At 45.2% G+C, this 22759-nt stretch carries 25 protein-coding genes; 17 read left to right on the top strand and 8 right to left on the bottom strand.

Annotated elements, in window-relative coordinates:
• The first annotated feature begins 87 nt into the window (after positions 1 to 87).
• From ACZIX4_RS07360 to ACZIX4_RS07350, 3 genes are read left to right on the top strand one after another with little or no spacing between them, the layout of a single operon-like run.
• Positions 88 to 663, top strand: a complete 576-nt coding sequence (locus tag ACZIX4_RS07360) for a MarC family protein (RefSeq protein WP_463334974.1) — start codon at positions 88 to 90, stop codon at positions 661 to 663.
• Positions 664 to 717: 54 nt separating this feature from the next.
• The gene (locus ACZIX4_RS07355; protein WP_463334973.1) at positions 718 to 918 is read left to right on the top strand and encodes a hypothetical protein; all 201 of its coding nucleotides are present in this window, start codon (positions 718 to 720) and stop codon (positions 916 to 918) included.
• Complete coding sequence (locus tag ACZIX4_RS07350; protein WP_463334972.1) at positions 918 to 1529, top strand: FAD-dependent oxidoreductase; 612 nt, start codon at positions 918 to 920, stop codon at positions 1527 to 1529. Before ACZIX4_RS07355 ends, ACZIX4_RS07350 begins: the two co-directional genes overlap by 1 nt.
• A gap of 289 nt (positions 1530 to 1818) precedes the next feature.
• Here ACZIX4_RS07350 and ACZIX4_RS07345 read toward each other — a convergent pair whose 3' ends face one another.
• From ACZIX4_RS07345 to ACZIX4_RS07335, 3 genes are read right to left on the bottom strand one after another with little or no spacing between them, the layout of a single operon-like run.
• On the bottom strand, positions 1819 to 3399 hold the full coding sequence (locus ACZIX4_RS07345; RefSeq protein ID WP_463334971.1) for a S41 family peptidase: 1581 nt from the start codon (positions 3397 to 3399) through the stop codon (positions 1819 to 1821).
• Positions 3389 to 3835 carry a deoxycytidylate deaminase gene (locus ACZIX4_RS07340; RefSeq protein ID WP_463334970.1) on the bottom strand — a complete coding sequence of 149 codons (447 nt, stop codon included), beginning with the start codon at positions 3833 to 3835 and terminating at the stop codon, positions 3389 to 3391. The genes ACZIX4_RS07345 and ACZIX4_RS07340 overlap by 11 nt, the downstream gene beginning before the upstream one ends.
• A 48-nt stretch (positions 3836 to 3883) precedes the next feature.
• Positions 3884 to 4471 (bottom strand): HupE/UreJ family protein, encoded by a 588-nt coding sequence (locus ACZIX4_RS07335; RefSeq protein WP_463334969.1) that lies wholly within the window; start codon positions 4469 to 4471, stop codon positions 3884 to 3886.
• Between the two features lie 156 nt (positions 4472 to 4627).
• Between ACZIX4_RS07335 and ACZIX4_RS07330 the strand changes: the two genes are divergently transcribed.
• Both ACZIX4_RS07330 and ACZIX4_RS07325 read left to right on the top strand, forming a co-directional pair.
• The gene (locus tag ACZIX4_RS07330; RefSeq protein ID WP_411408196.1) at positions 4628 to 5059 is read left to right on the top strand and encodes a tellurite resistance TerB family protein; all 432 of its coding nucleotides are present in this window, start codon (positions 4628 to 4630) and stop codon (positions 5057 to 5059) included.
• Positions 5060 to 5180: 121 nt separating this feature from the next.
• Positions 5181 to 6488 (top strand): pentapeptide repeat-containing protein, encoded by a 1308-nt coding sequence (locus tag ACZIX4_RS07325; protein ID WP_463334968.1) that lies wholly within the window; start codon positions 5181 to 5183, stop codon positions 6486 to 6488.
• Between the two features lie 82 nt (positions 6489 to 6570).
• Here ACZIX4_RS07325 and fbp read toward each other — a convergent pair whose 3' ends face one another.
• Positions 6571 to 7593 carry a class 1 fructose-bisphosphatase gene (gene fbp, locus ACZIX4_RS07320; protein WP_463334967.1) on the bottom strand — a complete coding sequence of 341 codons (1023 nt, stop codon included), beginning with the start codon at positions 7591 to 7593 and terminating at the stop codon, positions 6571 to 6573.
• A gap of 112 nt (positions 7594 to 7705) precedes the next feature.
• On the opposite strand from fbp, the gene ACZIX4_RS07315 reads away from it, so the two are divergent.
• The 10 genes from ACZIX4_RS07315 (at position 7706) to ACZIX4_RS07270 (ending at position 18061) form a co-directional block, all read left to right on the top strand.
• Entirely contained in the window at positions 7706 to 8197 is a 492-nt protein-coding gene (locus ACZIX4_RS07315) for an N-acetyltransferase family protein (RefSeq protein ID WP_463334966.1), read from the top strand.
• A gap of 25 nt (positions 8198 to 8222) precedes the next feature.
• A complete protein-coding gene (locus ACZIX4_RS07310; RefSeq protein WP_463334965.1) occupies positions 8223 to 9482 on the top strand; it encodes an aspartate kinase in 1260 nt (419 codons plus the stop codon).
• Positions 9483 to 11332: 1850 nt separating this feature from the next.
• Complete coding sequence (locus ACZIX4_RS07305; RefSeq protein ID WP_463334964.1) at positions 11333 to 11746, top strand: response regulator; 414 nt, start codon at positions 11333 to 11335, stop codon at positions 11744 to 11746.
• A gap of 14 nt (positions 11747 to 11760) precedes the next feature.
• A complete protein-coding gene (locus ACZIX4_RS07300; protein WP_463334963.1) occupies positions 11761 to 12297 on the top strand; it encodes a heme NO-binding domain-containing protein in 537 nt (178 codons plus the stop codon).
• Between the two features lie 9 nt (positions 12298 to 12306).
• Positions 12307 to 14238: a PAS domain-containing protein gene (locus ACZIX4_RS07295; protein ID WP_463334962.1), complete on the top strand. Its 1932-nt coding sequence runs from the start codon at positions 12307 to 12309 to the stop codon at positions 14236 to 14238.
• Positions 14238 to 15374: an FIST signal transduction protein gene (locus ACZIX4_RS07290; protein WP_463334961.1), complete on the top strand. Its 1137-nt coding sequence runs from the start codon at positions 14238 to 14240 to the stop codon at positions 15372 to 15374. The genes ACZIX4_RS07295 and ACZIX4_RS07290 overlap by 1 nt, the downstream gene beginning before the upstream one ends.
• A 1-nt stretch (position 15375) precedes the next feature.
• The gene (locus ACZIX4_RS07285; RefSeq protein WP_463334960.1) at positions 15376 to 16425 is read left to right on the top strand and encodes a sensor histidine kinase; all 1050 of its coding nucleotides are present in this window, start codon (positions 15376 to 15378) and stop codon (positions 16423 to 16425) included.
• Complete coding sequence (locus tag ACZIX4_RS07280; protein WP_463334959.1) at positions 16398 to 16715, top strand: Hpt domain-containing protein; 318 nt, start codon at positions 16398 to 16400, stop codon at positions 16713 to 16715. The genes ACZIX4_RS07285 and ACZIX4_RS07280 overlap by 28 nt, the downstream gene beginning before the upstream one ends.
• A 14-nt stretch (positions 16716 to 16729) precedes the next feature.
• Positions 16730 to 17491, top strand: coding sequence for a LytR/AlgR family response regulator transcription factor (locus ACZIX4_RS07275; protein ID WP_463334958.1), 762 nt, complete (start codon positions 16730 to 16732; stop codon positions 17489 to 17491).
• A 156-nt stretch (positions 17492 to 17647) separates the two neighbouring features.
• Complete coding sequence (locus ACZIX4_RS07270; RefSeq protein WP_463334957.1) at positions 17648 to 18061, top strand: response regulator; 414 nt, start codon at positions 17648 to 17650, stop codon at positions 18059 to 18061.
• 199 nt (positions 18062 to 18260) lie between these two features.
• Here ACZIX4_RS07270 and ACZIX4_RS07265 read toward each other — a convergent pair whose 3' ends face one another.
• The 4 genes from ACZIX4_RS07265 to ACZIX4_RS07250 all read right to left on the bottom strand — a co-directional run bounded on the left by ACZIX4_RS07265 (position 18261) and on the right by ACZIX4_RS07250 (position 21628).
• Positions 18261 to 19202, bottom strand: coding sequence for a transporter family protein (locus ACZIX4_RS07265; protein ID WP_463334956.1), 942 nt, complete (start codon positions 19200 to 19202; stop codon positions 18261 to 18263).
• Between the two features lies 1 nt (position 19203).
• Complete coding sequence (locus ACZIX4_RS07260) at positions 19204 to 20241, bottom strand: cytochrome-c peroxidase (protein ID WP_463334955.1); 1038 nt, start codon at positions 20239 to 20241, stop codon at positions 19204 to 19206.
• Positions 20242 to 20245: 4 nt separating this feature from the next.
• Entirely contained in the window at positions 20246 to 21049 is an 804-nt protein-coding gene (locus ACZIX4_RS07255) for an MbnP family protein (RefSeq protein ID WP_463334954.1), read from the bottom strand.
• Between the two features lie 210 nt (positions 21050 to 21259).
• A complete protein-coding gene (locus ACZIX4_RS07250; protein ID WP_463334953.1) occupies positions 21260 to 21628 on the bottom strand; it encodes a hypothetical protein in 369 nt (122 codons plus the stop codon).
• A gap of 110 nt (positions 21629 to 21738) precedes the next feature.
• Between ACZIX4_RS07250 and ACZIX4_RS07245 the strand changes: the two genes are divergently transcribed.
• The gene (locus ACZIX4_RS07245) at positions 21739 to 22272 is read left to right on the top strand and encodes a Spy/CpxP family protein refolding chaperone (RefSeq protein WP_463334952.1); all 534 of its coding nucleotides are present in this window, start codon (positions 21739 to 21741) and stop codon (positions 22270 to 22272) included.
• Positions 22273 to 22354: 82 nt separating this feature from the next.
• Positions 22355 to 22735 carry a hypothetical protein gene (locus ACZIX4_RS07240; protein ID WP_463334951.1) on the top strand — a complete coding sequence of 127 codons (381 nt, stop codon included), beginning with the start codon at positions 22355 to 22357 and terminating at the stop codon, positions 22733 to 22735.
• Positions 22736 to 22759 lie beyond the last annotated feature (24 nt).

Raw genomic sequence — 22759 nt, 5'->3', positions numbered from 1 at the left:
AGCTTTTCTTGTTAAATTTTATCATAAAAATATTGCTGTTTGTGATTTTGCGCAGTAATTTTGCGCCGCGAAAATACACCTAATACTATGATTGTTAACTGGAAAGATGTTTTTACCGTAAGCATGGTACTGTTTGCCGTGATAGATATAGTGGGCAGCATACCCATTATTGTAAACCTGCGCAGCAAGCTGGGCCACATACAAAGCGAAAAGGCTTCGATAGTAGCATTGGTTATCATGATTGCCTTCCTTTTTGTGGGGGAAGAAATCCTGAAGCTTATAGGCATCGATGCCAACTCCTTTGCCGTAGCAGGTTCGTTCGTGCTGTTTTTCCTGGCGCTGGAAATGATACTGGGCATCAACCTGTATAAGGAAGACAACCCCAGCACGGCATCTATAGTACCCATAGCTTTCCCGCTTATAGCCGGGGCAGGTACCATGACCACGCTGCTTTCATTACGCTCGCAGTACGACAAGGTAAACATTATCATAGCCATAGCCATAAACGTCGCAGTAGTGTATGTAGTACTGAAATCATCGGCCAAGATAGAACGTATACTGGGCAATAACGGCCTGGGGGTAATCCGTAAGGTGTTTGGGGTGATACTACTGGCTATTGCTGTTAAATTATTTGCATCGAATGTAAAGCAGTTGTTTGTTTAACATTTATATTGACTAATTTTACGGCCAGTTATTTCATATTTAAGCAATACTACAATGAAAGTATTCATTTATATCCTTATGGGGCTTACTGCTGCCCTGGCGGTGTTTAACCTTACACAGGTAAACTTTGAAAACCCACTTGAAAAAAACAGTGCTGTAGCACTTATCTGCTCGCTGCTTTCGGTATGCGGGCTGCTGATACTGCTGATTTTTAACAGCGCAAAAAAAATTGACCAGAAAATCCGTAAACACTAATGTTTGATGTACTTATTATAGGCGGGGGCGTTGCCGGCGTTTCCTGCGCACTTATTATTGGCTCAGGCCTTAATAAACCATATGCCGAAGGAAAAACCGCGGCCATACTTACCCACCAAAAAGCCTCGTCGCTGCAAAACGGTTTGTATAACAATGCTTACGGCATAGCACCCGGCACCACAGGCCAGGAGTTGCTGCAAACCAGCCTTGACAACCTGAGCAAAACCTACCCTGCTGTAACGCAGATAGCCGACGAAAAGGCCATGAAGATTGAAGGCACTGCCGGAGATTTTACCGTAACCACTAATAAAGGCAACGCGTTTAAGGCCAAAATTGTAGTAGTAGCCGTAGGCTCTGCCCCGATTATTGGCATTGAAGGCCTGGACCAGTATATAGAGCCTAATAAACGGGCCATACCTGAAAAGAACCGTATACAGCTGCGTAACGACGACCACCTGGTAACCGAAGGCCTATATGTAGCGGGCACCCTTGCCGGATGGCGCAGCCAGCTTGCCATAGCAGCAGGCAGTGGCGCATCGGTTGCTACAGACATACTCACCCTGTGGAACGACGGCAAACCAAGCCAAAGCCACGACAGTGTACCTAAGTAATTTTTAGATTTCAGAAGGTAGATTTCAGAATTCAGAATGAGCTTCACTCACACGGACGGTCATTGAACGCAGTGCAGCGGAGTGTGGCAACCTAAAACAACAAAGCCCATAAGCGATAAACTTATGGGCTTTGTTATTTTATTTATGAGATTACTTCGTCGTACCTCCTCGTAATGACGGAGCGTGAAGAAAGTAACGTATAGGTATAACACATTCTAAATTATAGGATGTATGAGTGAAGCTACTGCTTACTGCGACTTTACCCTATCAACTATTCCCCCTTTGAGGGTTAGGGGGCTATTACCGTCTTCACCATATTATCCTGTTTCAGTACCAGCTTATAGTAGGCCGCTTCATTTATCAGCTGGCGTACAAACTCAGCAGCAAGGTATTCCTTCACGCGTTGCTTGTGTTTTTCCAGTTTAAATACAAGCCCGTTGCCGGCCAGGTAGGTATTAAAAGCATTATAGTACGTATCGCTTTCGGTAATGCGTTTTTCTATCGCGGCCTGGTCAAGGTTATTGAAAATCTTGCGGCCTTCCTTATCCAGCTGTTCAAACACAAAATAACTCACCATGCCACTTTGCATCAGGGTGGTGATGTTTTCATCGCCATGCTTACCGTCCAGCGGCACAAACGTATCGGGAATAATACCGCCGCCGCCGTACACTATACGCCCTTTGAGGGTCTTATACTTCAGTGTATCGGCTATTTTTATGCTGTCGGCGGCGTAAAGCTCGCCACTTTCAAAACGCTTTTGCAGGTCGTTAAAATACGCATCGCCGCCCTCTTTATAGCTGCGTTGTATACTGCGCCCCGAAGGCGTGTAGTAGCGTGCCACGGTAAGGCGTACGGCACTGCCATCGCCCAGTGGCATTTCACGTTGCACCAGCCCTTTACCAAATGAACGGCGGCCCACTATAGTACCCCTGTCGTTATCCTGTATGGCACCGGCAAATATTTCGCTCGCCGAAGCACTGTTTTCGTTTATCAACACATAGAGTTTGCCGCTTTCAAACAGGCCTTTTTCGGTAGAACGGTTAACGTCCACACGGCCTTTCTTGTTTTTGGTCTTTACAATCACGCGGTCTTTCGGCAGGAACTCGTCGGCCATTTCCACAGCCATTTCCATGTAGCCGCCACCATTATCCCGAAGGTCTACAATCAGCTCTTTTGCTCCCTGTTTTTTCAGGTCAGCAATAGCTTTATGGAATTCGGTTTCGGTAGTTTCGGCAAAGCGGTTCACCTTAATGTAGCCCGTACCCGGTTGTACCATTACGGCAGCGTCTACGCTTTTTATAGGCACCACATCTCGGGTAATGTTTACATTAAACTTGCGGTTTTCGCTTTTGCGGAAAATAGTAAGGGTAAGCTTACTGCCTTCTTCTCCTTTTAGTTTACTAAAGAGCGTATCGTTTGGCAGCTTACGTCCGTACAGCTTATAATTATCGGCAAAAAGGATGCGGTCGCCCGCGCGTATGCCTGCTTTTTCGCTGGGGCCGCCCGGTATGGGCTTTATTACCGCGACCGAATCTTTATACATATAAAAGTTGACGCCAATGCCTACAAAGTCGCCCTTCATGCTTTGGCTTACCTGTTCCATTTCGCCTTTGTCTATGTATACGCTGTGCGGATCCAGTTTTTCCAGTATGCTGTTTACGGTAAGGTCTACAATACTGTCGGTATTTACATCGTCTACGTAGTCGCTTTCTATGAAATCCACCAGCTTGTTCAGCTTGCCTTTGCCTGAAGTGTTGCCGCCAATAAGCGTACCCTGGTGCGCCGGGTAATTCAGCAGGCTGCCTATAACTATCCCCAGGGCCAGCACTGTGGCCAGCACTACGGGGAGGAATATTTTGTTAATCTTCATTTTTAATACTATCCTGTTCAGATACCTGTACTACCGCTACACCTGCCTTCTCCAGGAAATCGATCCCTGAACGGTCTTTGTACAATGACTGGTATACCACACGGGTTATGCCCGCCTGGTGTATCAGTTTGCTGCAGTCTTTGCAGGGCGACATGGTTATGTACAGCGTAGCGCCTTCGCAGCTCTGGGTAGAGCGAGCCACCTTAAGTATGGCATTGGCCTCGGCGTGCAGTACGTACCATTTTGTGGTGCCCTCATCATCCTCGCAGCAGTTTTCAAAGCCCGACGGTGTACCGTTGTACCCATCTGAGATGATCATCCTGTCTTTTACAATAATTGCGCCAACTTTTTTTCGTTTGCAGTACGAAAGCTGGCCCCACTCGCGGGCTATCCTCAGGTAAGCCCTGTCATATTTATTCAGTTTGTCGTGTATCATGTGCAGTGCCCGCTGCCTGCGCTGCGGGACTTTAAAATTACGTATAAATTACCAAAAACGGTGGCTAATGATTAGGGGCAATGAAATACCTGCCACAAAAGCCGAAAGCCCCAGCTGCCAGTCGCGGCGGTTTACCTTAAGCCCGTCTGTAACCAGCAGTGTAATGATAAGAACGGCTAAAACGGCAATAAGTTGTGCCACCTCTATACCCAGTGTAAATTCTAAGAGTGTAACGAATACGCGCTGCTTTTGCCCGGCAATGATCATCTTGAAGCCGTGCGAAAAACCCAGCCCGTGCACCAGCCCAAAAAACAACGCGGTTAATGCCGTAAAATTCAACATGCCTGATGCCGAACGGTTTTTGGTAAAGAAAATATTGGCCAATGCCGTTGCAAATATGGTTATGGGGATTAGGAACTCTACAGGCCCCAAATTTACGTTTACCAGCCCGTATACCGAGAGTACCAGCGTCATGGTATGCCCCACGGTGAAAAGTGTAGACAGCAGCAGTACCTGTTTCCAGTCTTTAAAGCTGTAAGGTAATGCCAGCATGGCAAGGAATAAAAGGTGGTCGAACCCGTCAAGGCTCAGCACATGCTGAAAACCGAGGGTAAAGTATAACTGAAAATCGCTCATCAGCCGAAAAATTCTTAAGATTTAGTTAGGAAATGTAAACTTACAGCTTTTTTGCGCCGCAATGGCACATATAATGATAACTATTAAAAAATGTTTTCATAAATTTATTGAACGCAAAAAAGTTTTTAGAAGAAAGTAAACGAAACACAAAGAATTATGTCTATCTCAGATTTATTTGACACAGGATTTAAGCAACGTAACCAGGGGCATTTTGCCTCTATCGTTAGGGTTGCCATGGAGAACGGCCACCTCAGTGTAGAGGAAAGGGCGTTTATTGATAAGTTAGCTAAGAAATTAGAGATTTCGGAGGAAGACTACAAGCTGATACTGGCTAACCCGTATAAGTACCCCGTAAACCCGCCGCACCTGTATGTGCAGCGACTGGAAAGACTGTACGACCTGAGCCGCATGGTGTACGCAGACCACGTACTGGGGCCTAAGCAAAAAGAAATACTTACCCGTTTTTCGCTGGCACTGGGCTTTACCCCGGGCAACGTAAAGTATATTGTAGACAAGGCGCTTTCGTTACTGGTTATGGGCGTAGACAGCGACACCTTTGTATACGAAATGCAGCACATGAATAAGTAAGAATTTACTCGACAATAAAAACAGGAGGATAAGTATTTATCCTCCTGTTTTTATTTATACATTTATCAACTGACTACCAATAAGCATTTTATATTCATTTCAAACACAAAACATTTCCGGGATGCCTAAAAACATTTTACTGACAGTACTATGGCTTGCAGGCATAACCATAACTTTTGCCCAGACAAGGCCGGGAGAAAAAACAAAAGCCACACTGGATTTAAGCCGACAGGAAACTTTCACAAATGAGGTTAGCATCAAAAATGCTGATTTAGATATTTACATCTCAGACGATTATTCATTTGATTTAGACGAAACATTTAAAAAACCGTTTAGTGTAGAGAACTGCATTGTTACCAATCCTGAATTTCGTGATTTGGCATTTAACGATGCGGCTGATTTTTCAGATTGTGATATGACAGGCGAAACAGATTTCCATAGTTGCAAATTCAATTCGGCTACGTTTTTTCACGTCCGTTTTTTTGACCGGGTTTATTTTAGCGGCGAGGCTGAAGGAAATTTCACTGAGTTTAAACAGGACGTAACCTTTGTAGCTTCAACGTTTGACAAGCATACAGAATTTATGTTTACCGAATTTCACAAGGCTGCAAATTTTTATGGTTGTGCTTTTAATTGGTCGGTTTCCTTTCAGGATGCAATTTTCCACAAAAGACTAAATATTATTGGCCTTCGAGCCGATAAAAAAATCAACATTTCCTTTGGAAATGCAACATTACCGGACACCCTTGATTTTTCTGGCAATGACGGACATGACTTCAGGATTGAGCTTACATCTGCGTCATTTAAAAAGAATAAAACCCACTATATAAAGCTTGATAACACCGATGTTTCAAAAATAGAATTTGACTATTTCCACTTTAAGCTACTGCTTACGGATGATAACGGCAAACCCCTGGAAACTGATAAAGCAAGGCGTATATATGAAGCCGTACTAAAAAGCTTTAAGGAAAAAGGACAAATAGAAAGCTATGAACTGCTTGATGTAGAGTACAGGAAGTTTTGCGACAAATCGTATATGAAATGGCAAAGCCGCTTAAATGAATTGTGGTGGAATTTTGGTTATGACAAAACCAAGGTTGTGTTTAATTCCTTTATACTACTGATGTTTTTCAGCTTTATAAACATGCTGATTTTTAACCGTATTATTAAAGAAGGTTTTTTCATAGAAGAAATAGACAAAGCCAATGAACGCGTAATTAACAATACCGCAATAAGCACACCCAGGAAATTCTTTTTACGGTATTTTTACTGCTTCTATTTTACCAACCACATTTTCTGGAGGATACGCCTGGATATAGAAAACATTAAGCTTAACAATGCTTTTATTGCTTTATGGATATTGTTCCAGTACTTAATAGGCTTGGTATGCCTGGCATTTGTGGCCAACCTTATCGTTGGGAAAAGCTGATAAAAACAAAAACCTGCGGTGGCTAATCCGCAGGCTTTCAGAAAAAAATCAGGAAACTAATATAAAAAAGGTTTGGTTATAGTTATGCCTGTTGTTCTACATACAGTGCCATAAACTCCTCGGCTTTGGCTACCATATTATAGCTTCCGCAAAAGAACGGCACGCGCTGGTGCAGCTCTGTAGGCTTTATTTCCATAATACGCTGGAAACCGTCTGTAGCCCTGCCCCCCGCCTGCTCTGCTATAAAAGCCATAGGGTTGCACTCGTACAGCAGGCGCAGCTTGCCCTTAGGCGCTTTGCTGCTGGTAGGGTATATGTATATGCCGCCTTTAATCATGTTGCGGTGTATATCTGCCACAAGGCTGCCTATATAGCGGCTGGTATAGGGGCGGTTAGCCTCTTCCTTCTGGCAATACTTTATATAATCTTTCACCCCCTGCGGAAAATGCACATAGTTACCCTCGTTTATAGAGTAAATATTACCGTTCTTCGGGAATTTCATATCCGGGTGGCTTAGGTAAAACGTGCCAATGGCCGGGTTTAGTGTAAAGCCGTGTACGCCGCGGCCTGTAGTGTACACCAGCATGGTGCTGGTGCCGTAAATCACGTAGCCGGCAGCCACCTGTGCGTCGCCGGGCTGCAGAAAGTCTTCAATAGTTACCGGGGTGCCTTGTGGGGTTACCCTGCGGTAGATAGAAAAGATGGTACCTACGGGTACGTTTACATCTATGTTGCTTGATCCGTCCAGCGGATCCATAAGCACCACGTACTTGTTGTTGTGGCATTCGTCCATGCCCTTGATTTCAATGAACTCATCGTTCTCCTCGCTGGCTATACCGCACACAATTTCACGGTTTATCAGCGTTTGCATAAAGGTTTCGTTTGCAAACACATCCAGTTTTTGCTGGTCTTCGCCCTGGATGTTTTGGTTTCCGGCTGCCCCGGTAATGTCTACAAGCCCGGCCTGGTTTACTTTATAGTTTACCACTTTTGCCGCCAGGCGGATAGAATTGAGCAATCGGGAAAGTTCGCCGGAGGAATACTTAAAGTCCTCCTGCTTTTCGATGATGAACTCACCGAGGGTTAAGTTTCTTTCTTCTTCCATCGAAATCGATTTAGTTTGGGTTGGCACAAATATGCGAATTTTTGTGATATGAAAATAATTTATTATTTAGCAGTTTGTTAAACTTGTATTTTTGCCAAAATATCACAAAACGATGACCATAAGAAGGGGACAGAAAGAAGACATGCCTGCCGTACTGGAACTGATACGCGAACTGGCTATTTTTGAAAAAGAGCCGGATGCCGTAGTTATAACCGTAGCCGACCTGGAGCGCGACGGTTTTGGCACGCAGCCGTTATTTGAAACGTATGTAGCCGAACAAGACGGCGAAATTATAGGCATGGCGCTGTTTTACTACCGCTACAGCACCTGGAAAGGAAAAACCATACACCTGGAAGACCTTATTGTAAAAGAAAGCCACCGCCGCACCGGGGCCGGCAGCGCACTGTATACTGCCGTAATGCAGTATGCAAAACAGCTGGGGCTGCGCCGCGTGGAGTGGGCCGTGCTGGACTGGAATACGCCTGCCATAAACTTCTACGAAAAAAGCGGTGCCAGGATACTGGAAACCTGGCGTACCGTGCAGATGGACGAACAGGGCCTTATAGCTTTTACGGCCACACTGACCGAAAAACACCTTAACTAACTATACAAGAACACCAAAATTATACATGAAAGTATTTAAATTCGGAGGGGCATCGGTTAAGGATGCCGACGGCGTAAAGAATGTGTACAGCGTGCTGCAACAGGTGGGCCATGAAGATGTGCTGCTGGTTATAAGCGCCATGGGGAAAACCACCAATGCCTTTGAGGTGGTTATAAAAAATTACTTTGACAAATCTGCCGGGCTACAGGCCAGCATACAGGAAATAAAAAAATACCATAACCAGATATTGCTGGAGCTTTTTGAAGACGACAAGCATGCCGTGTTTACTGCCGTGGGCAATATATTTACGGGGCTTGAATCGTTTTTACAGGGCAATAAATCGCCAAACTACAACTTTGTGTACGACCAGGTGGTAAGCCTTGGCGAGGTGATTTCAACCACTATTGTAAGCCACTACTTTAACCACGTAGGCCTGAAGAATACCTGGCTGGACGTGCGCGAACTGATAAAGACCGATAACACCTACCGCGATTCTGTTGTAGACTGGGACAATACCAAAAAGAATATTACCAAAGTGGTAAAAAAGAAGAACCTTAACATTACACAGGGTTTCCTTGGTAGTGATGAGAACAACTTTACTACCACACTGGGCCGCGAGGGTAGCGACTATACTGCCGCTATATTTGCCTACTGTGTGGGTGCCGAAAGCGTAACCATATGGAAAGACGTGCCGGGCGTAATGAATGCCGACCCACGCTATTTCCAGAATGCGGTGCTGCTGAACCAGATAAGCTATCGCGAAGCCATAGAGCTGGCGTTTTACGGCGCTACGGTTATCCACCCGAAAACGCTGCAACCACTGCAACGCAAGGAGATTCCGCTTTACGTAAAATCGTTTATAAACCCATTATTGCCGGGCACCAGCGTAAGCAAAGGCGCCGACCTGGAGCCGCAAACCAGCTGTTTTATCGTTAAGAAAGACCAACTGCTTATATCGCTGTCGTCGCTTGATTTTTCTTTCATTATGGAAGAGAACATCAGCGAAATATTTGCGCTGCTGCACAAGTACCGCATGAAGGTGTCGCTGATACAAAACTCGGCCATCAGCTTCTCGGTTTGCGTAGACGATAAATTTGGTAACTTTGCCGAGCTTAAAGCGGTGCTTTCCAAAAAGTTTAAGGTAACCTACAACGACGGTGTGTCGCTGTATACCATACGCCACTTTAACGACAATTCAGAAGCTACGGTAACACAGGGCAAAGACGTACTGGTAAAACAAACCAGCCGCGAAACGCTGCAAATTGTTACTAAAGATATTCAGTAGTACTACTGGACAATACGTTTATTTTTTTTAAATGTAAAAACCTGCGGTGGGGGCTCCGCAGGTTTTATTTTTTTGGGGACTTAAATAACGTTGCATTAGCAAAATGTGCTCCTAAAAATTTTGGGGCTTTTTAGCAGCCTTTGTATCGACTAACAGGCTTTTGTTGTAGTGTGTACACCTGTTGTTTGTTCTTATTTACATGGCAAAGATAGGGCGGCATTGCAGGCTGTACGGGCTATTTTCGATAAATGGAATGCAACAGCCGTTATCCACACAGGCATAATCGACGAACGGTAAATTCTATACTGGCGGCTACGCCTTTGCGAGAAATTTGATCACCAATGATTCGTGAGACGTTGCGGTGAGACGTTGCAGTGCAACGTCTCTACAAAACCGGTACGATATAAAATAAAAAAAACCGCGTTGGGGTTAGCGGTTTTTTGGGGGACTATAAATGAAGTTGCATTAGTAATATCTTCTAAAAAATTTTGGGGCTTTTTTCAGAAGCTGTATTTTAAAACCGAGGCTTTTAGAAACCGTCCGTTTTGTTTTTGTTACAGCAAAGATAGGGAGGCATTGCAGGTTGTACCGGGCTTTTTCGACCATAACGGGATTTAATGCCGTTACATGCAGGCTAACTATCGACGAATGGTAAATTCTATACAGGCGGGGCTGCGCCTTTACGAGAAATCTTATCACCAATGATTCGTGAGACGTTGCGGTTAGACGTTGCAGTGCAACGTCTCTACAAAACCGGTACGGTACAAAATAAAAAAAACCGCATTGGGTTTAGCGGTTTTTTTGGGGACTATAAGTGAAGTTGCATTAGTAAAAATTTCTTCTAAAAAAATTTAGGGGGGCTTTTTTAGAAGCTGTATATTTTAAAAACAGGTTTCGTTTATATTTCAGCCTGTATGTTTGTTCTTATTTACATGGCAAAGATAGGACGCGATTACAGGTTGCGGGGCTATTTTCGACCATAACGGGATTTAGTATCGCCGTGTATGTAGTAACTGTCGACGAACGGTAAATTCTATCTTAGCGGCTCTGCGCCTTTGGGAGAAATTTTATTCCAATCATCCGTAGGGACGTTGCAGTGCTACGCCTCCACAAAACACATCCATAAAACCGGTACGATACAAAATAAAAAAAAACCGCATTGGGGTTAGCGGTTTTTTTGGGGACTATAAGTGAAGTTGCATTAGTAAAAATTTCTTCTAAAAAAATTTAGGGGGGCTTTTTTAGAAGCTGTATATTTTAAAAACAGGTTTCGTTTATATTTCAGCCTGTATGTTTGTTCTTATTTACATGGCAAAGATAGGGCAGCGTTGCAGGCAGTACAGGGTATTTTCGGCGATTAAGGGCTTAGTGTCGGCAAAACCGAAAAAACTGTCGACGAACGGCATTTAACAAAGTAATTACCTACAAAACCATAAAGTATTCCTGAAATAAAAAAGCCTGCACCGGGGGCAGGTGCAGGCCGAAGTTAAATGTAGTTGTTTCTGTAACCCTATACCGGAAGTTTCCTGAAAACTCAACCCATATTAGCCATGGGCTTTTGTATTGTTTACACGGGCAAAATTATCATGATTGCTGCAATACCTGATATTTATTAGACGAAGTGTAGGAATTTAGAGACGAACGTGTATTGGCGTGTCGACAAATAACACATATCATCGTTAAGATATATTAATAAATTGTTAAAACCACACCGTTCATCTACGACAAAATACCATTCACCGAAAGTTAACCGCCATCCACCGAAGCAAACCCCTCCCATAACGAAGATTAACGATTTTATGCTTTTACATTTCCTATTTTTGCTATCTATCCATATTACACAATTTACAATGTCAAGGGTGCTTACTATTTTACTCATAGAGGATGACGCTATAGAGGTTATGAAGTTTAACCGCGTGCTGAAAACACTGGGCCTGAACCACAAGGTTATTGAGGCAGGCAACGGTGAGGAAGCGCTGCACCTGCTAAAGCAGCAAAACATTATACCCGATATTATACTGCTGGACCTTAATATGCCGAAGATAAACGGCATAGAGTTTTTAGGCATACTGAAGGCAGACGAGGTACTGCGCTACATACCTTCTATAATACTGAGTACCAGCAACAACCACAGAGATGTACTGGAATGCTACCGTATAGGCATAGCGGGCTACCTTATAAAACCGCTGAAGTATGAAGAGTATACCGAGCGTATAAAGAAACTGCTGGAATACTGGAGCACAAACGAACTAACCTCGCAATAAAAAATTACCTTGCTATGTACGGGATGATATATGTAACCATAAAGGATTATGCTAAAGCTGCTTATGGCGATGCCGCCTGGCAGGAAATAGCCTCCCGCATAGACCGCAATATAAGCTTTACCGCTACCGAACAACCTTACAGCGAACAGAATGTGTACCATATAGCCGGCCTTACCGCAACCGAAACCGGCGAAGACATAAACAAGGTGTTGTACGGCTTTGGCTACCACACCCCGGTAACCATTACCGAAAAATATCCTGAAGTAATGCTCTCAAGGGGAGACAGCCTGCAGGAATATTTACTAAATTTACCAGCATATCATAACCGTATGAGCCTTATTTACCCTCACCTCGGCGCACCCGAGTTCAGGATTACGGCCAGTACTGAAAATTCTTTGGAAATAGAATACCAGTACAAGCAAGACGGCATAACGCCATACGTGTTAGGATACCTTACCGGCATAGCGCACCATTTTGACAAAGGCAGTACCGTTACCGCCCTACCCGAAAAGGGCACCCGCCGGACTTTAGTATTTAATGTTAGCTGGTAAAAAAACACAATGGATAGTAAGACATTTTCATTTACAAAGGATAATTTTGGCAAACTTTTTCCTTTCTACCTTCTTATAGGCCATAATATGGAAATACAATCCTTCGGAAGGAGTATTTCTAAACTATATCCGGAAATTGCATCCGGCACCCTTTTCCCAGATATTTTCGACTTTAAGCGGCCTTTTGTGGAAGAAATAAACGCAGAATCGTTAGAGCAAAACTGTAATAACCTGGTGATACTGGAAAGCATTGCAGGATCTGAAGTGATACTAAGGGGGCAGTTTGAACAGCTGGGCGACTGCTTTCTGTTTGTAGGTTCGCCATGGTTTGTATCTATGGAAGAGGTAAAAGGCAGAAGCCTAAACCTCTCTGACTTTGCCAGTTATGACCCGCTCCTGGATTTGCTACAGTTGCTTAAAACGCAGGAAATAACCACCCTCGAACTACGCAACCTGCTTAAGATAAACAACAGCCAGCGCGAGGAACTTCGTAAAGACCGCGAGGAGCTGAACCGCCTTTCTCTGGTGGCCAGCAGCAACAACAACGGCATTATATTTACCACGCCCGATGCCAAGATATTTTGGTGTAACGATGCCTATACGGAGCAAACCGGCTTTACCCGCGAGGAAATTATAGGCCGCACCCCGGTGCAGGTGGGTAACAACCCTGCTATAGCACGGGAGGCGCTTGATAAAATGGTGAACCTGTTTTACAGCGGCGAGGCTTTTGATGTGGAAATAACCCACGGGCGTAAAGACGGCAGCTTTTTCTGGACGCGTACACAGGGGCAGCCCATATACGACGATACCGGCAAAGTTACACAGTACTTTGCCATGATAGAAGACATGACCGAGATAAAGGCGAAAGACGAGCAGGTAAAGTTGCTTTCGCTGATATCGGAAAAAAATATAAACTCAATCGTAATTTGCGATAGCGACGGCCGTATAAACTGGGCGAACAAACGCTATAGCGAAATGACAGGGTTCAGCCTTGCCGACCTATTGGGTAAAAGGCCGGGTGACCTACTACAAGGAGTTGAAACCGACCCCGTAACTACGCAATACCTTATAGACCAAATAGACCAGGGCAAACCCTTCAGCTGCGAAATACTTAACTATAACGCCAAAAGGCAACCGTTCTGGACGTACATACAGGGGCAAACGCTGTATGACGAGCGTGGTGAAATAAAAGGGTATTTTGCCGTAGCCGAAGACATCAGCCAGCGTAAGAAATTCGAGCAGCAGAAAGAAGAACTACTGGAAAGCCTTGAAAAGAGTAACAAGGAGCTTGAGGACTATGCACAGATAGTATCGCACGATTTGAAGTCGCCACTGCGCAGCATCAACTCGCTTATTGCATGGATACGCGAGGAAAACGAAGGCACCATGAGCGAGCAGACCTCTATGTACATGAATATGATAGAGAACAAGCTCGAAAAAATGGACAGCCTTATACAGGGCGTACTTACCTACTCGCGTATAGACCGTACCGATGTGGGCCGCGAACGCATAGACCTGGACGAGGTGGTATCTAACATCATCCACATTATAGACATACCACACCACATACAGGTAAAGGTAGACAACAAGCTGCCTACCGTGCTGGCCGACAGGTTCCGTATGCAGCAGCTGTTCCAGAACCTTATAGGTAATGCCGTAAGCTACATAGACAAGCCCGAAGGCTTTGTAAACATAGGCTATGAAGAAACCCCGGTAGACTATACGTTTTATGTAAAGGATAACGGCCCCGGCATAGCGCCTGAAAATCACGAAAAAGTATTTAAAATATTCCAGTCGCTGGTTAAAAACGAGCGTTCTACCGGGCTGGGGCTTTCCATTGTAAAAAAGGTGGTAGACCACTACAAAGGAAAGGTATGGATAGAAAGTATTGTGGGCCAGGGCACCACGTTTTTTGCCCGATTCCCTAAAACATCTAAATAATGAAAGCAGTACAGGCACTTTACACCCGCGCTAAAGGATGGGACTACATTACCGAAAAACAACAGTTGCAAAACCCGTTGGTCCTGGTATTTGCAAACCGTTTGTTGCTTGATGATTCAGGAGTTTTAGAAGAATTGCAAAAAGAATTTGCCTATCCCGAAATTGTATACATATCTACCGCCGGAGAAATACTGGGCGACCACGTATACGACGAATCCCTGTCGGTAACAGCAATGGAATTTGAAAAAAGCACCTTCAGGATAGAGACGGACAGCCTGCAAAACCACAATGGCGATGCTACCGCAATGGCACGCGCACTGTGTGCTAAAATGCCTATTGACAATCTGAAGCACCTGCTTATATTTGCCTCCGGGCATTTCCTTAACGGCAGCGCCCTTGTTCAGGGTATTGCAGATAGCCCGCTAGCCAATATAGCCACTACCGGCGGCCTTAGCGGCGACGATAACCGTTTTGAAAAAACCATTACCGGCTACGGCACCGTACCCATGGAAGAAGGTACTGCCGTGCTGATAGGCCTGTACGGTGGCAACCCTGAGATAACGCATGCCAGCTTTGGTGGTTTCCAGCCGCTGGGCCCGGAGCGTAAGGCCACAAAAGCAGAAAAGAACGTAGTATACGAAATAGACGGCAAGCCCGCGCTTGACCTGTATATAGCCTACCTGGGCGACCGTGTAGAGCAAAAAATGGAATCATTATTAGCATTCCCACTACAGATAACCCCTCCGGGTAAAAACTTTGCGCTGGTACGCACCGTATTACAGATTGACACTACAGACGGTTCTGTAGTACTGGCGGGTGACTGCCCTGAAGGCAGCCGCATACAGCTGCTTATGGCCTCTATGCACGGTATTAACGACGGAGCCATAGAAGCCGCAAAACAAGCCACCCTAAACCGTAAAAACCCTGCCGAACTGGCACTGCTGGTTAGCTGCATGGGCCGCAAGGCCATTATGGGCCTTCGCATAGAGGAAGAAGTGGAACTGGTACGCGAAGTGGTGGGCGAACAGGCCGCCATGGCCGGTTTCTATTCATATGCAGAGATAGCGCCTTTTTATGCCAATAATGTGTGCGAACAACACAACCAAACCCTTACGCTAACCTTAATCAGTGAGTAACATGAATTCGCTGCTGGCAAGGCAACTCAAGAAACACCTCCCCGGGGCCGACCTTGCCGCGTTGGAGCCGTTCCTTTCTGCCGTAAGCGGTGCATTTGACCATTATGAAGACCAGGTGGCACTATTACAGCACGCCCTCAGGCTGAGTTCGGATGAATTGTTTGAAGCCAACGAAAAGCTGCGTAGCGAAACCGACACCCTTAAGGAACTGAATAACGACCTTAATTCCATATTATTTTCCATGAAACTGGCGGTAGCCAATACTGCCGATGACCACTTTAACCCTGCCGAACACATAAAGGAACAGGCCGAGGAAATCATTAAAATAAATGCCCAGCGCGAAGAACTGCTGAAAAACCTTGCCGAGCAAAACCAGGAGCTGAACGACTATGCCCATATGGTAAGCCACGACCTTAAGGCGCCGCTGCGCACTATAAACACGCTTATTACCTGGGTAGTGGAAGACAACCGCGACAAGCTGGATGAGGAAAGCCTGAACTCGCTGAACCTGGTTCTTTTCAATACCGAAAAGATGGACCTGCTGATTAAGGGCATCCTGGAATATTCGTCTATAGACCGCCATGAAACCGAAAGCCGCCCGGTAAACTTTAATGAGGTGCTGCACGAACTGCTGCTTACCATAGGCAGGCCGAACGGCGTGCAGATAACAGTAGCCCCTAACCTGCCCCGTATAGAAGGCAACTACTACCGCTACAGGCAGCTGTTCCAGAACCTGATAGAAAATGCCATAAAATACAACGACAAGCCACAGGGAATTATAGAGGTGGGCTTTGAAGACCAGCCCGGCAACTACCTGTTTTTTGTAAAAGACAACGGAAAAGGCATCCCGAAAATGTACTTCGAGAAAATTTTTAATATATTTACAAAGCTTGACAATAACAGCCAGTCATCGGGCATCGGGCTTTCTATCGTTAAAAAGATTATAGCCCGCTACGAAGGACGCCTTTGGCTGGAAAGCGTAGAAAACGAAGGAACAACTTTTTATTTTACTTTACCTAAAAAATGGAACAGCCTAACCTGGACTATATAAATACCCTGGCCGGGGACGATGAAGATTTTAAGGCCATCCTCATAAAAACCATTAAAACAGAACTTCCGCAGGAAATAGCAGCCTACAACAACAGCTACACCGGCGGCGATTATAAAGCATCGGCAGAGCATGTGCACAAGCTGAAGCACAAAATCAGCATTTTAGGATTAGAAAAAAGTTACTATCTTGCCGCAGATTTTGAAGACCAGTTAAAGAACAACGAAACTACCCTTGCGCCTGATTTTGAAGCCGTACTGAACAATATGGCTGCATTTACGGCCGGGCTATAGCATTTTATCCAACTATGAATTGCATTATTGTTGACGACGAAACACTGGCACGCAACATCCTTGAAGGATTGGCTGCTAAAGACCCTGAGCTTACCATAGCAGGTACTTACAGCAACGCCATGCATGCCATGAAGCACCTGAACCAGCATGAAGATACCGACCTTATCTTCCTGGATATACACATGCCCGACTTTACGGGGTTTGATTTTATACAAACCATAAAGAACCCACCGGCTGTGGTACTGGTTACTTCAGACAAAAACTTTGCCACAGAGGCTTTTGAATACGACTGTATTGTAGACTATTTGGTAAAACCCATTACAGAGGAACGTTTCTTCAGGGCGGTACGCAAGGCCAAATCGCTAAGGGCATCGGCACCGGCACCATCGGTTACGCCGGTAAGCGGCGCCACGGCACCGGCTCCTGCAACCGACGCGCCTACACAGGTAGCTCCGGCAGATACGGCTACCGAGTTCTACGTAAACATAGACCGCAGGCTTATTAAGATAGACATACCGTCGGTAAACGTGGTGGAGGCCAAAGGCGACTACATCCACATAAAAACCGAAACAAAAAACTATATAGTACACAGCACCCTTAAAAAGATAGAGGAAAAACTGCCTGCCAGCCTTTTCCTTAAAGTGCACCGTACCTACATAATCAATACCAAAAAGATTGTGGATATAGAGGACAACAGCGTGCTTATAGGCAAGGATGTAATCCCGGTAAGCCGTGCCAACAGGCCCGAGCTGATGAAGCGCCTGAACATGCTTTAGGCAATATTCAATTCTTAATTAAATCTTAAAGTTTTAGCTAAAAAACAGCTTAACGTCTTTAAACTACCGTTCAACGACACTCAGGCACTGTTAAGCTAAAACTGACAAAATAAACTTTAAGGGCTTTGTACATTTGTTCCTATAAAACGGAAAGAAATGTCAAGGCCCTTAAATATATTATTAGTAGAAGACGATGCAATCGAGGTAATGAAATTCAACAAAGTTGTGAAGAACCTTGAACTGCACCACAAGATTGTGGAGGCCAATGATGGTGCCCAGGCCCTTGAGATACTCAAGGACAGGGAAGTAAACCCGGACATCATTATCCTGGACCTGAACATGCCTAAAATGAACGGCATCGAGTTTCTTAAAATACTGAAACAAGACGACAGCCGTAAAACCATACCTACCGTAATACTTACTACCTCTACAAACCATACTGATATTAAAGAATGTTATAATATAGGTATAGCAGGCTATGTGGTAAAACCGCTAAAGCATGAGGAGTATATGAGCAATACCAAAAAGCTTATAGAATACTGGAGCACTAACGAGCTTATAAACAGCTAACACTATTTAACGATACATCACCGCAGGAAAATCTAAAATCTTGTACGAAGACACTGGGCACCACGAGGGGTGTCCTTTGTTATTTAGAGAAGTTGCTTAGCAATAATAGGCAAAAGGGATAAGGCAAAAGTAGCTTCACTCGTGCATCAAACACTTTTGCCTTATCCCTTTTGCCTTTTGCCTATCATAAAACAGCCCCCTACAAACTATAATTAACATTTACAGACCAGCGGTAATTGGCCTCTACCCTGCCCCCGGTAAGGTTCTGGCTTATAGGCAGCATGCCGTTTACGCCCAATGAAAATTTACCCAAACCGGCTTCTACTCCTGCTTTGGCAAAAAGTATATCGCCTTTGGTTTGGGGTACATCCTGCCCGTACTGCCTGTTAGTGGCATATACTTCGCCTGCCACACCTGCCTGTGGCGCCAGCACTACCTTACCGGCCTCAGTAGTATAAAAGGCCGTAGCGGCATAGTTTACCTGGTTGCCAAACTGGTAGTGCTTACTGTTCTCTGTCTTATAAATATAAGTACCCATGGCATTAAGCCCCCAGCTGTTATAGCGCAGCACATATTCGGCTACGGCGAGGTAATCCCAACTGCCGGTACCCAACTGGAAACTGGGGTTTACACTACCGTTATTGGCAGCATCGTACTTGCCCACAGGCGCTTTTACACCACCGCCCAGTTGCAGTACGTGGCTTACAGCAGCACTGTCTTTTTTGGTTTGGTAAGCCGTGTACAGCCCCAGCACGGTAACATCACCCATGCCGTTAACGGACTGGTAGCCCGTACTGAGGTCGCGGTCAAAGAAATGGTACGGTACCTGCGCCGATACCTGTGCCTTTTTGGCCACCGGTATACGCGCCCACAGCTGCACGGTATTGAAGTTTTCATTTACCCAGGGCGAGTTGTTAAAGATGCCGTTACGGCTGGTGTAGCTTTGGTAAAAATAGCGTAGCCCCACAAAATTACGGTCTATCATAGAGCTGAAGCCCATGCCCCCGCCACTGGCCGAGCAGCCACAGGCATCGCAGTCAAATTCTTCGAGGAAGTGCTTAAAATCAGGTGGTGGCGTAGTGGTGGCATTGGCCTTTGCGGCAACAAACGTAAACAACAGGGCTAAGAAAATATGTTTCATTTTACTGGAAATTATAATTTGGGTTACTGATAAACTCCTCATCAGTAAGGGTATTAAGAAAGGCGATTATGGCCTGTTTTTCAGCATCGGTAAGTGGTATGCCGGGGGTACCGTTTTGCTTCAGCAGTGGGTCCAGCGTAGGGCTGTCCTGTATACCGGTACTGTAATGGTTCAGCACGCTTTGCAGCGAACCGAAACGCCCATCGTGCATGTAAGGTGCAGTAAGGGCTACATTCCGCAGGCTGGGCACGCGGAATTTATAATAGTCGGCATCCTGTTCGGTAACCTTATAGCGGCCCACATCGTTTACCAATGGGTTTACGGTAAGGCCGTTGTTGCGATAGCTGCCGTCGGTTTGCAAATCGGTAGCGTGGCAGGAAGCGCACTTTTGAGTGAAAAGATTATAACCTTCCATCTCCTCTGCTGTAAGTGTACCGCCCGTTTCGCCACGGCGGTATTTATCAAAACGCGAATCAGCCGAAACCAGCATCACCATAAACTGCGACATGGCTTTCAGCATGTTTTCTACCGTAATCTCCTCATCAGGAAATGCCTGCGCAAACAGTTTACGGTACTCCTTATCGGCCTTCATCATATCAAGTATTGCATTCAGGTCGCCCTGCATTTCCACCTCGCTGGTCAGCGGTATCAGCGGTTGCAGGTCCAGGTGGGTGGTAACGCCGTCCCACATATAAGACGACATAAATGCCATGTTTTGTATGGCAGGCGCATTTCGGGTACCCATACGGTTGTCTACCCCGTGGCTCACGGTGTGCCCGTGGTGAGTAAAGGCATCTTCCTGTATGTGGCAAAACGCGCAGCTTACCAACCCATCGGCACTAAGGCGGCCGTCATAAAACAGCTTGCGCCCCAGTTCGAAACCCTTTTGTGTAAGTGGGTTTATCCCGGTATCGTAGGTCATGGCAGGGAAGTTGGCCGGCTGCCGTGCGTCAAGCGGTATATCGGTATAATCGCTGTCGCTGCCCCCGCATGATATAAGCAGGGGCAGTGCTACAGCAACAAGGTAATAAAGCTTCATGGCATTAATCATTATGCACGTGGTCTACCGTAAACGCCCCGGTAACATTTGCCATAATCAGCGGAAGCTGGTCGCCACCCATAATCATGGCGCCCATACCCATAGCATTGTTATCGGTAAGGCTTATCTTGTTGGTGCCGTCGGTAAATTTGGCCACATTGGTAATAATGTGTACAACCGGGTTTATATTTTGGCGTACCAGGGCTTTAGTAGGCATATCCAGTGTTACCTCCACATAGTTGTAGTCGGTACCCGTTTGGCCGGTATGTACCATAAATGAAGTATCGGTAGTTACCGTAGCCGACGTAAATGTACCTTCGTACGCCACAAATTTATAGCCTGCACTCCAGCTCCACAGCATGTCTTCGGCTTGTGCAGTGGCAAGGAAATTACCCTGTCCGTCAGCACCCTGGTTAAACTGCTCCTGGTCTACGCCGATGCCAAATTTCACTTTGGTATAATCGCCCGCAGGCACACCGGTAAGGTGCAGTATATGAGTGTTGGCATTGGCTTCGTTCACAATAAAATAGCTTTCGCTTTTCGGGTAGGTATAGGTGGTACCATCGGCTTTGGTAAGCACTATGTTGCTGATGATGTATTTTACGGTGCTTATCTTCAGGGTTTCGTTAAGCGACGTAGTGTACGGGCTGCCCAGTATAAGGTCGTCGCCGTTAAAAGCATTGTCAAACTCTACATCGAGTGCACCGGTGCCGGTAGTGTCGTTTATGGTATCGTCGTTGTTATTACATGATGTACACGCAAATGCTGCTACAGCAAGTGCAGGGAAAAGCAGGTTTCGGAATTTCATCCTTTTTAAAATTAATGTGATGTTATTGATTAAATAATTTTCACGGCAAAGACTGAATCATCATGCCGTAAGATAAAGCCGTGCTATTCCTCCCAAAAATTACAAACCCTCGCAAAGACGCGAAGACGCAAAGTTTTTGGGTATAACAATATCAATAGAAACGCTACGCTTTAGCTTCTCTACATGACATTTAACATGGCCAATAATTTTTTAAGCAATAACAGCAGGCGGATGGAATACCGATGCTAATGAAAGGTGTGAGTAATGGTTATGGTAATAAACCTGTGTTTTTTTCGGGGCGAAAACCGGAGCCAAAAAAACATAGCCTGTAAGTGAGTGGCAAAACAGTACTTCCGCTTCAGCGTGTGCCGATTTTTTGTCAGGGGCAGGTTTTTCCTGTTCGGCGGCTTTGGCCAGCTGTTTCATAAGATGACACTTACCGTTACAGTGCATTTGGGGCTTTGCCTTGTTTTCGCACAGTTCTTTGGCTATGTAATCGTAATTAATAATGTATTCCAGCACGGGCATTACAGGCCGTGCCATAATAAAGAATACTATTACGAAAACAAGGTTTTTCACGGATGCAAAAGTACACCCCAAATGTTAAATAAACAGGATAAATGTCATATTAATTAAACTTTTTTGCAAAAACGTCGTCAAAGAGGTATAACAATTAAATTGGAAAAAAGATGAGAACGTTAATTGCAGCAATTGCTATGATGGCAGCCTTTACCGTGGCTGCCCAGGAAGAGAGGGGTTTTGATGAAAGGCATGCAGGCCCGGGTACAGACGGTGCAGATGTGGCGTTTTATGACGAAGGAATGGGTGGACCCGAATTTGAAGCCGATGGCCCTATGAGGGGAGGCAAAGAAAAACTAACCCCGCAGCAACGTGCCGAACTGAAGGCCAAGCGCCTTACCCTGGCACTGGACCTTACCGATAAGCAGCAAAAAGATATACAAAAGCTGGTACTGGACCGCGAACTGAAAAAACAGGAAGCACACGACAAAATGAAAGCCGACCGTGAAGCCGGTAAGGTGCCCACTGCCGACGAACGCTATGCCATGAAGAGCAAAATGCTGGACGAGCAGATAGCCATGAAGCGCGAAATGAAGAAGATACTTACCCCTGAGCAGTTTACAAAATTTGAAAAACTGCATAAGGAACGTGCTGCAAAAAGGCCGGAAGGCGGTATTAAGGCAAAAAAAGCGCACAGAAGGTAAATTTTATGTGTTAAAGTTTTGTGTTGTTTTGTAAATTAATTAGATTTGACGAAATAAACACTAAACAAAAACTATAATTGTCATGAAAAAAATAATTGCTTTGATTGCTCTTTCGCTTGGTGTTGGCTTCACAGCTTCAGCACAGCAAAAAAAGGCCGCTGCGCCTGCTACTGTAAAAACACAAACTCAGCTAAGCGATGCTGACATTACAAAAGCTGCTAAAAATGATGTAGCCAGCCTTAACACTGTAGTTACCCTTACAGACAGTGAGAAATCTACTTTCCAGGAGCTGTTTACAACTAAATACCGCAATTTCCGCGAAGTAGCCGTTGCCAATGGAAGCCCTGAGCGCAATGCTATTATTTCTCAAAGTATAGAGGCTAAACTAAGGGCTACCCTTAGCGCTGACAAAATGGCCAAGCTTGATGCTAACCAGGAAGTACTTAAGAAAATTACCCACTAAGATTTTATAAACTTAGATATACTA

Source organism: Flavobacterium niveum (assembly GCF_055231775.1).
Note: the sequence above shows the minus strand (reverse complement) of the source record. Positions and strands in the feature narration are given on the sequence as shown.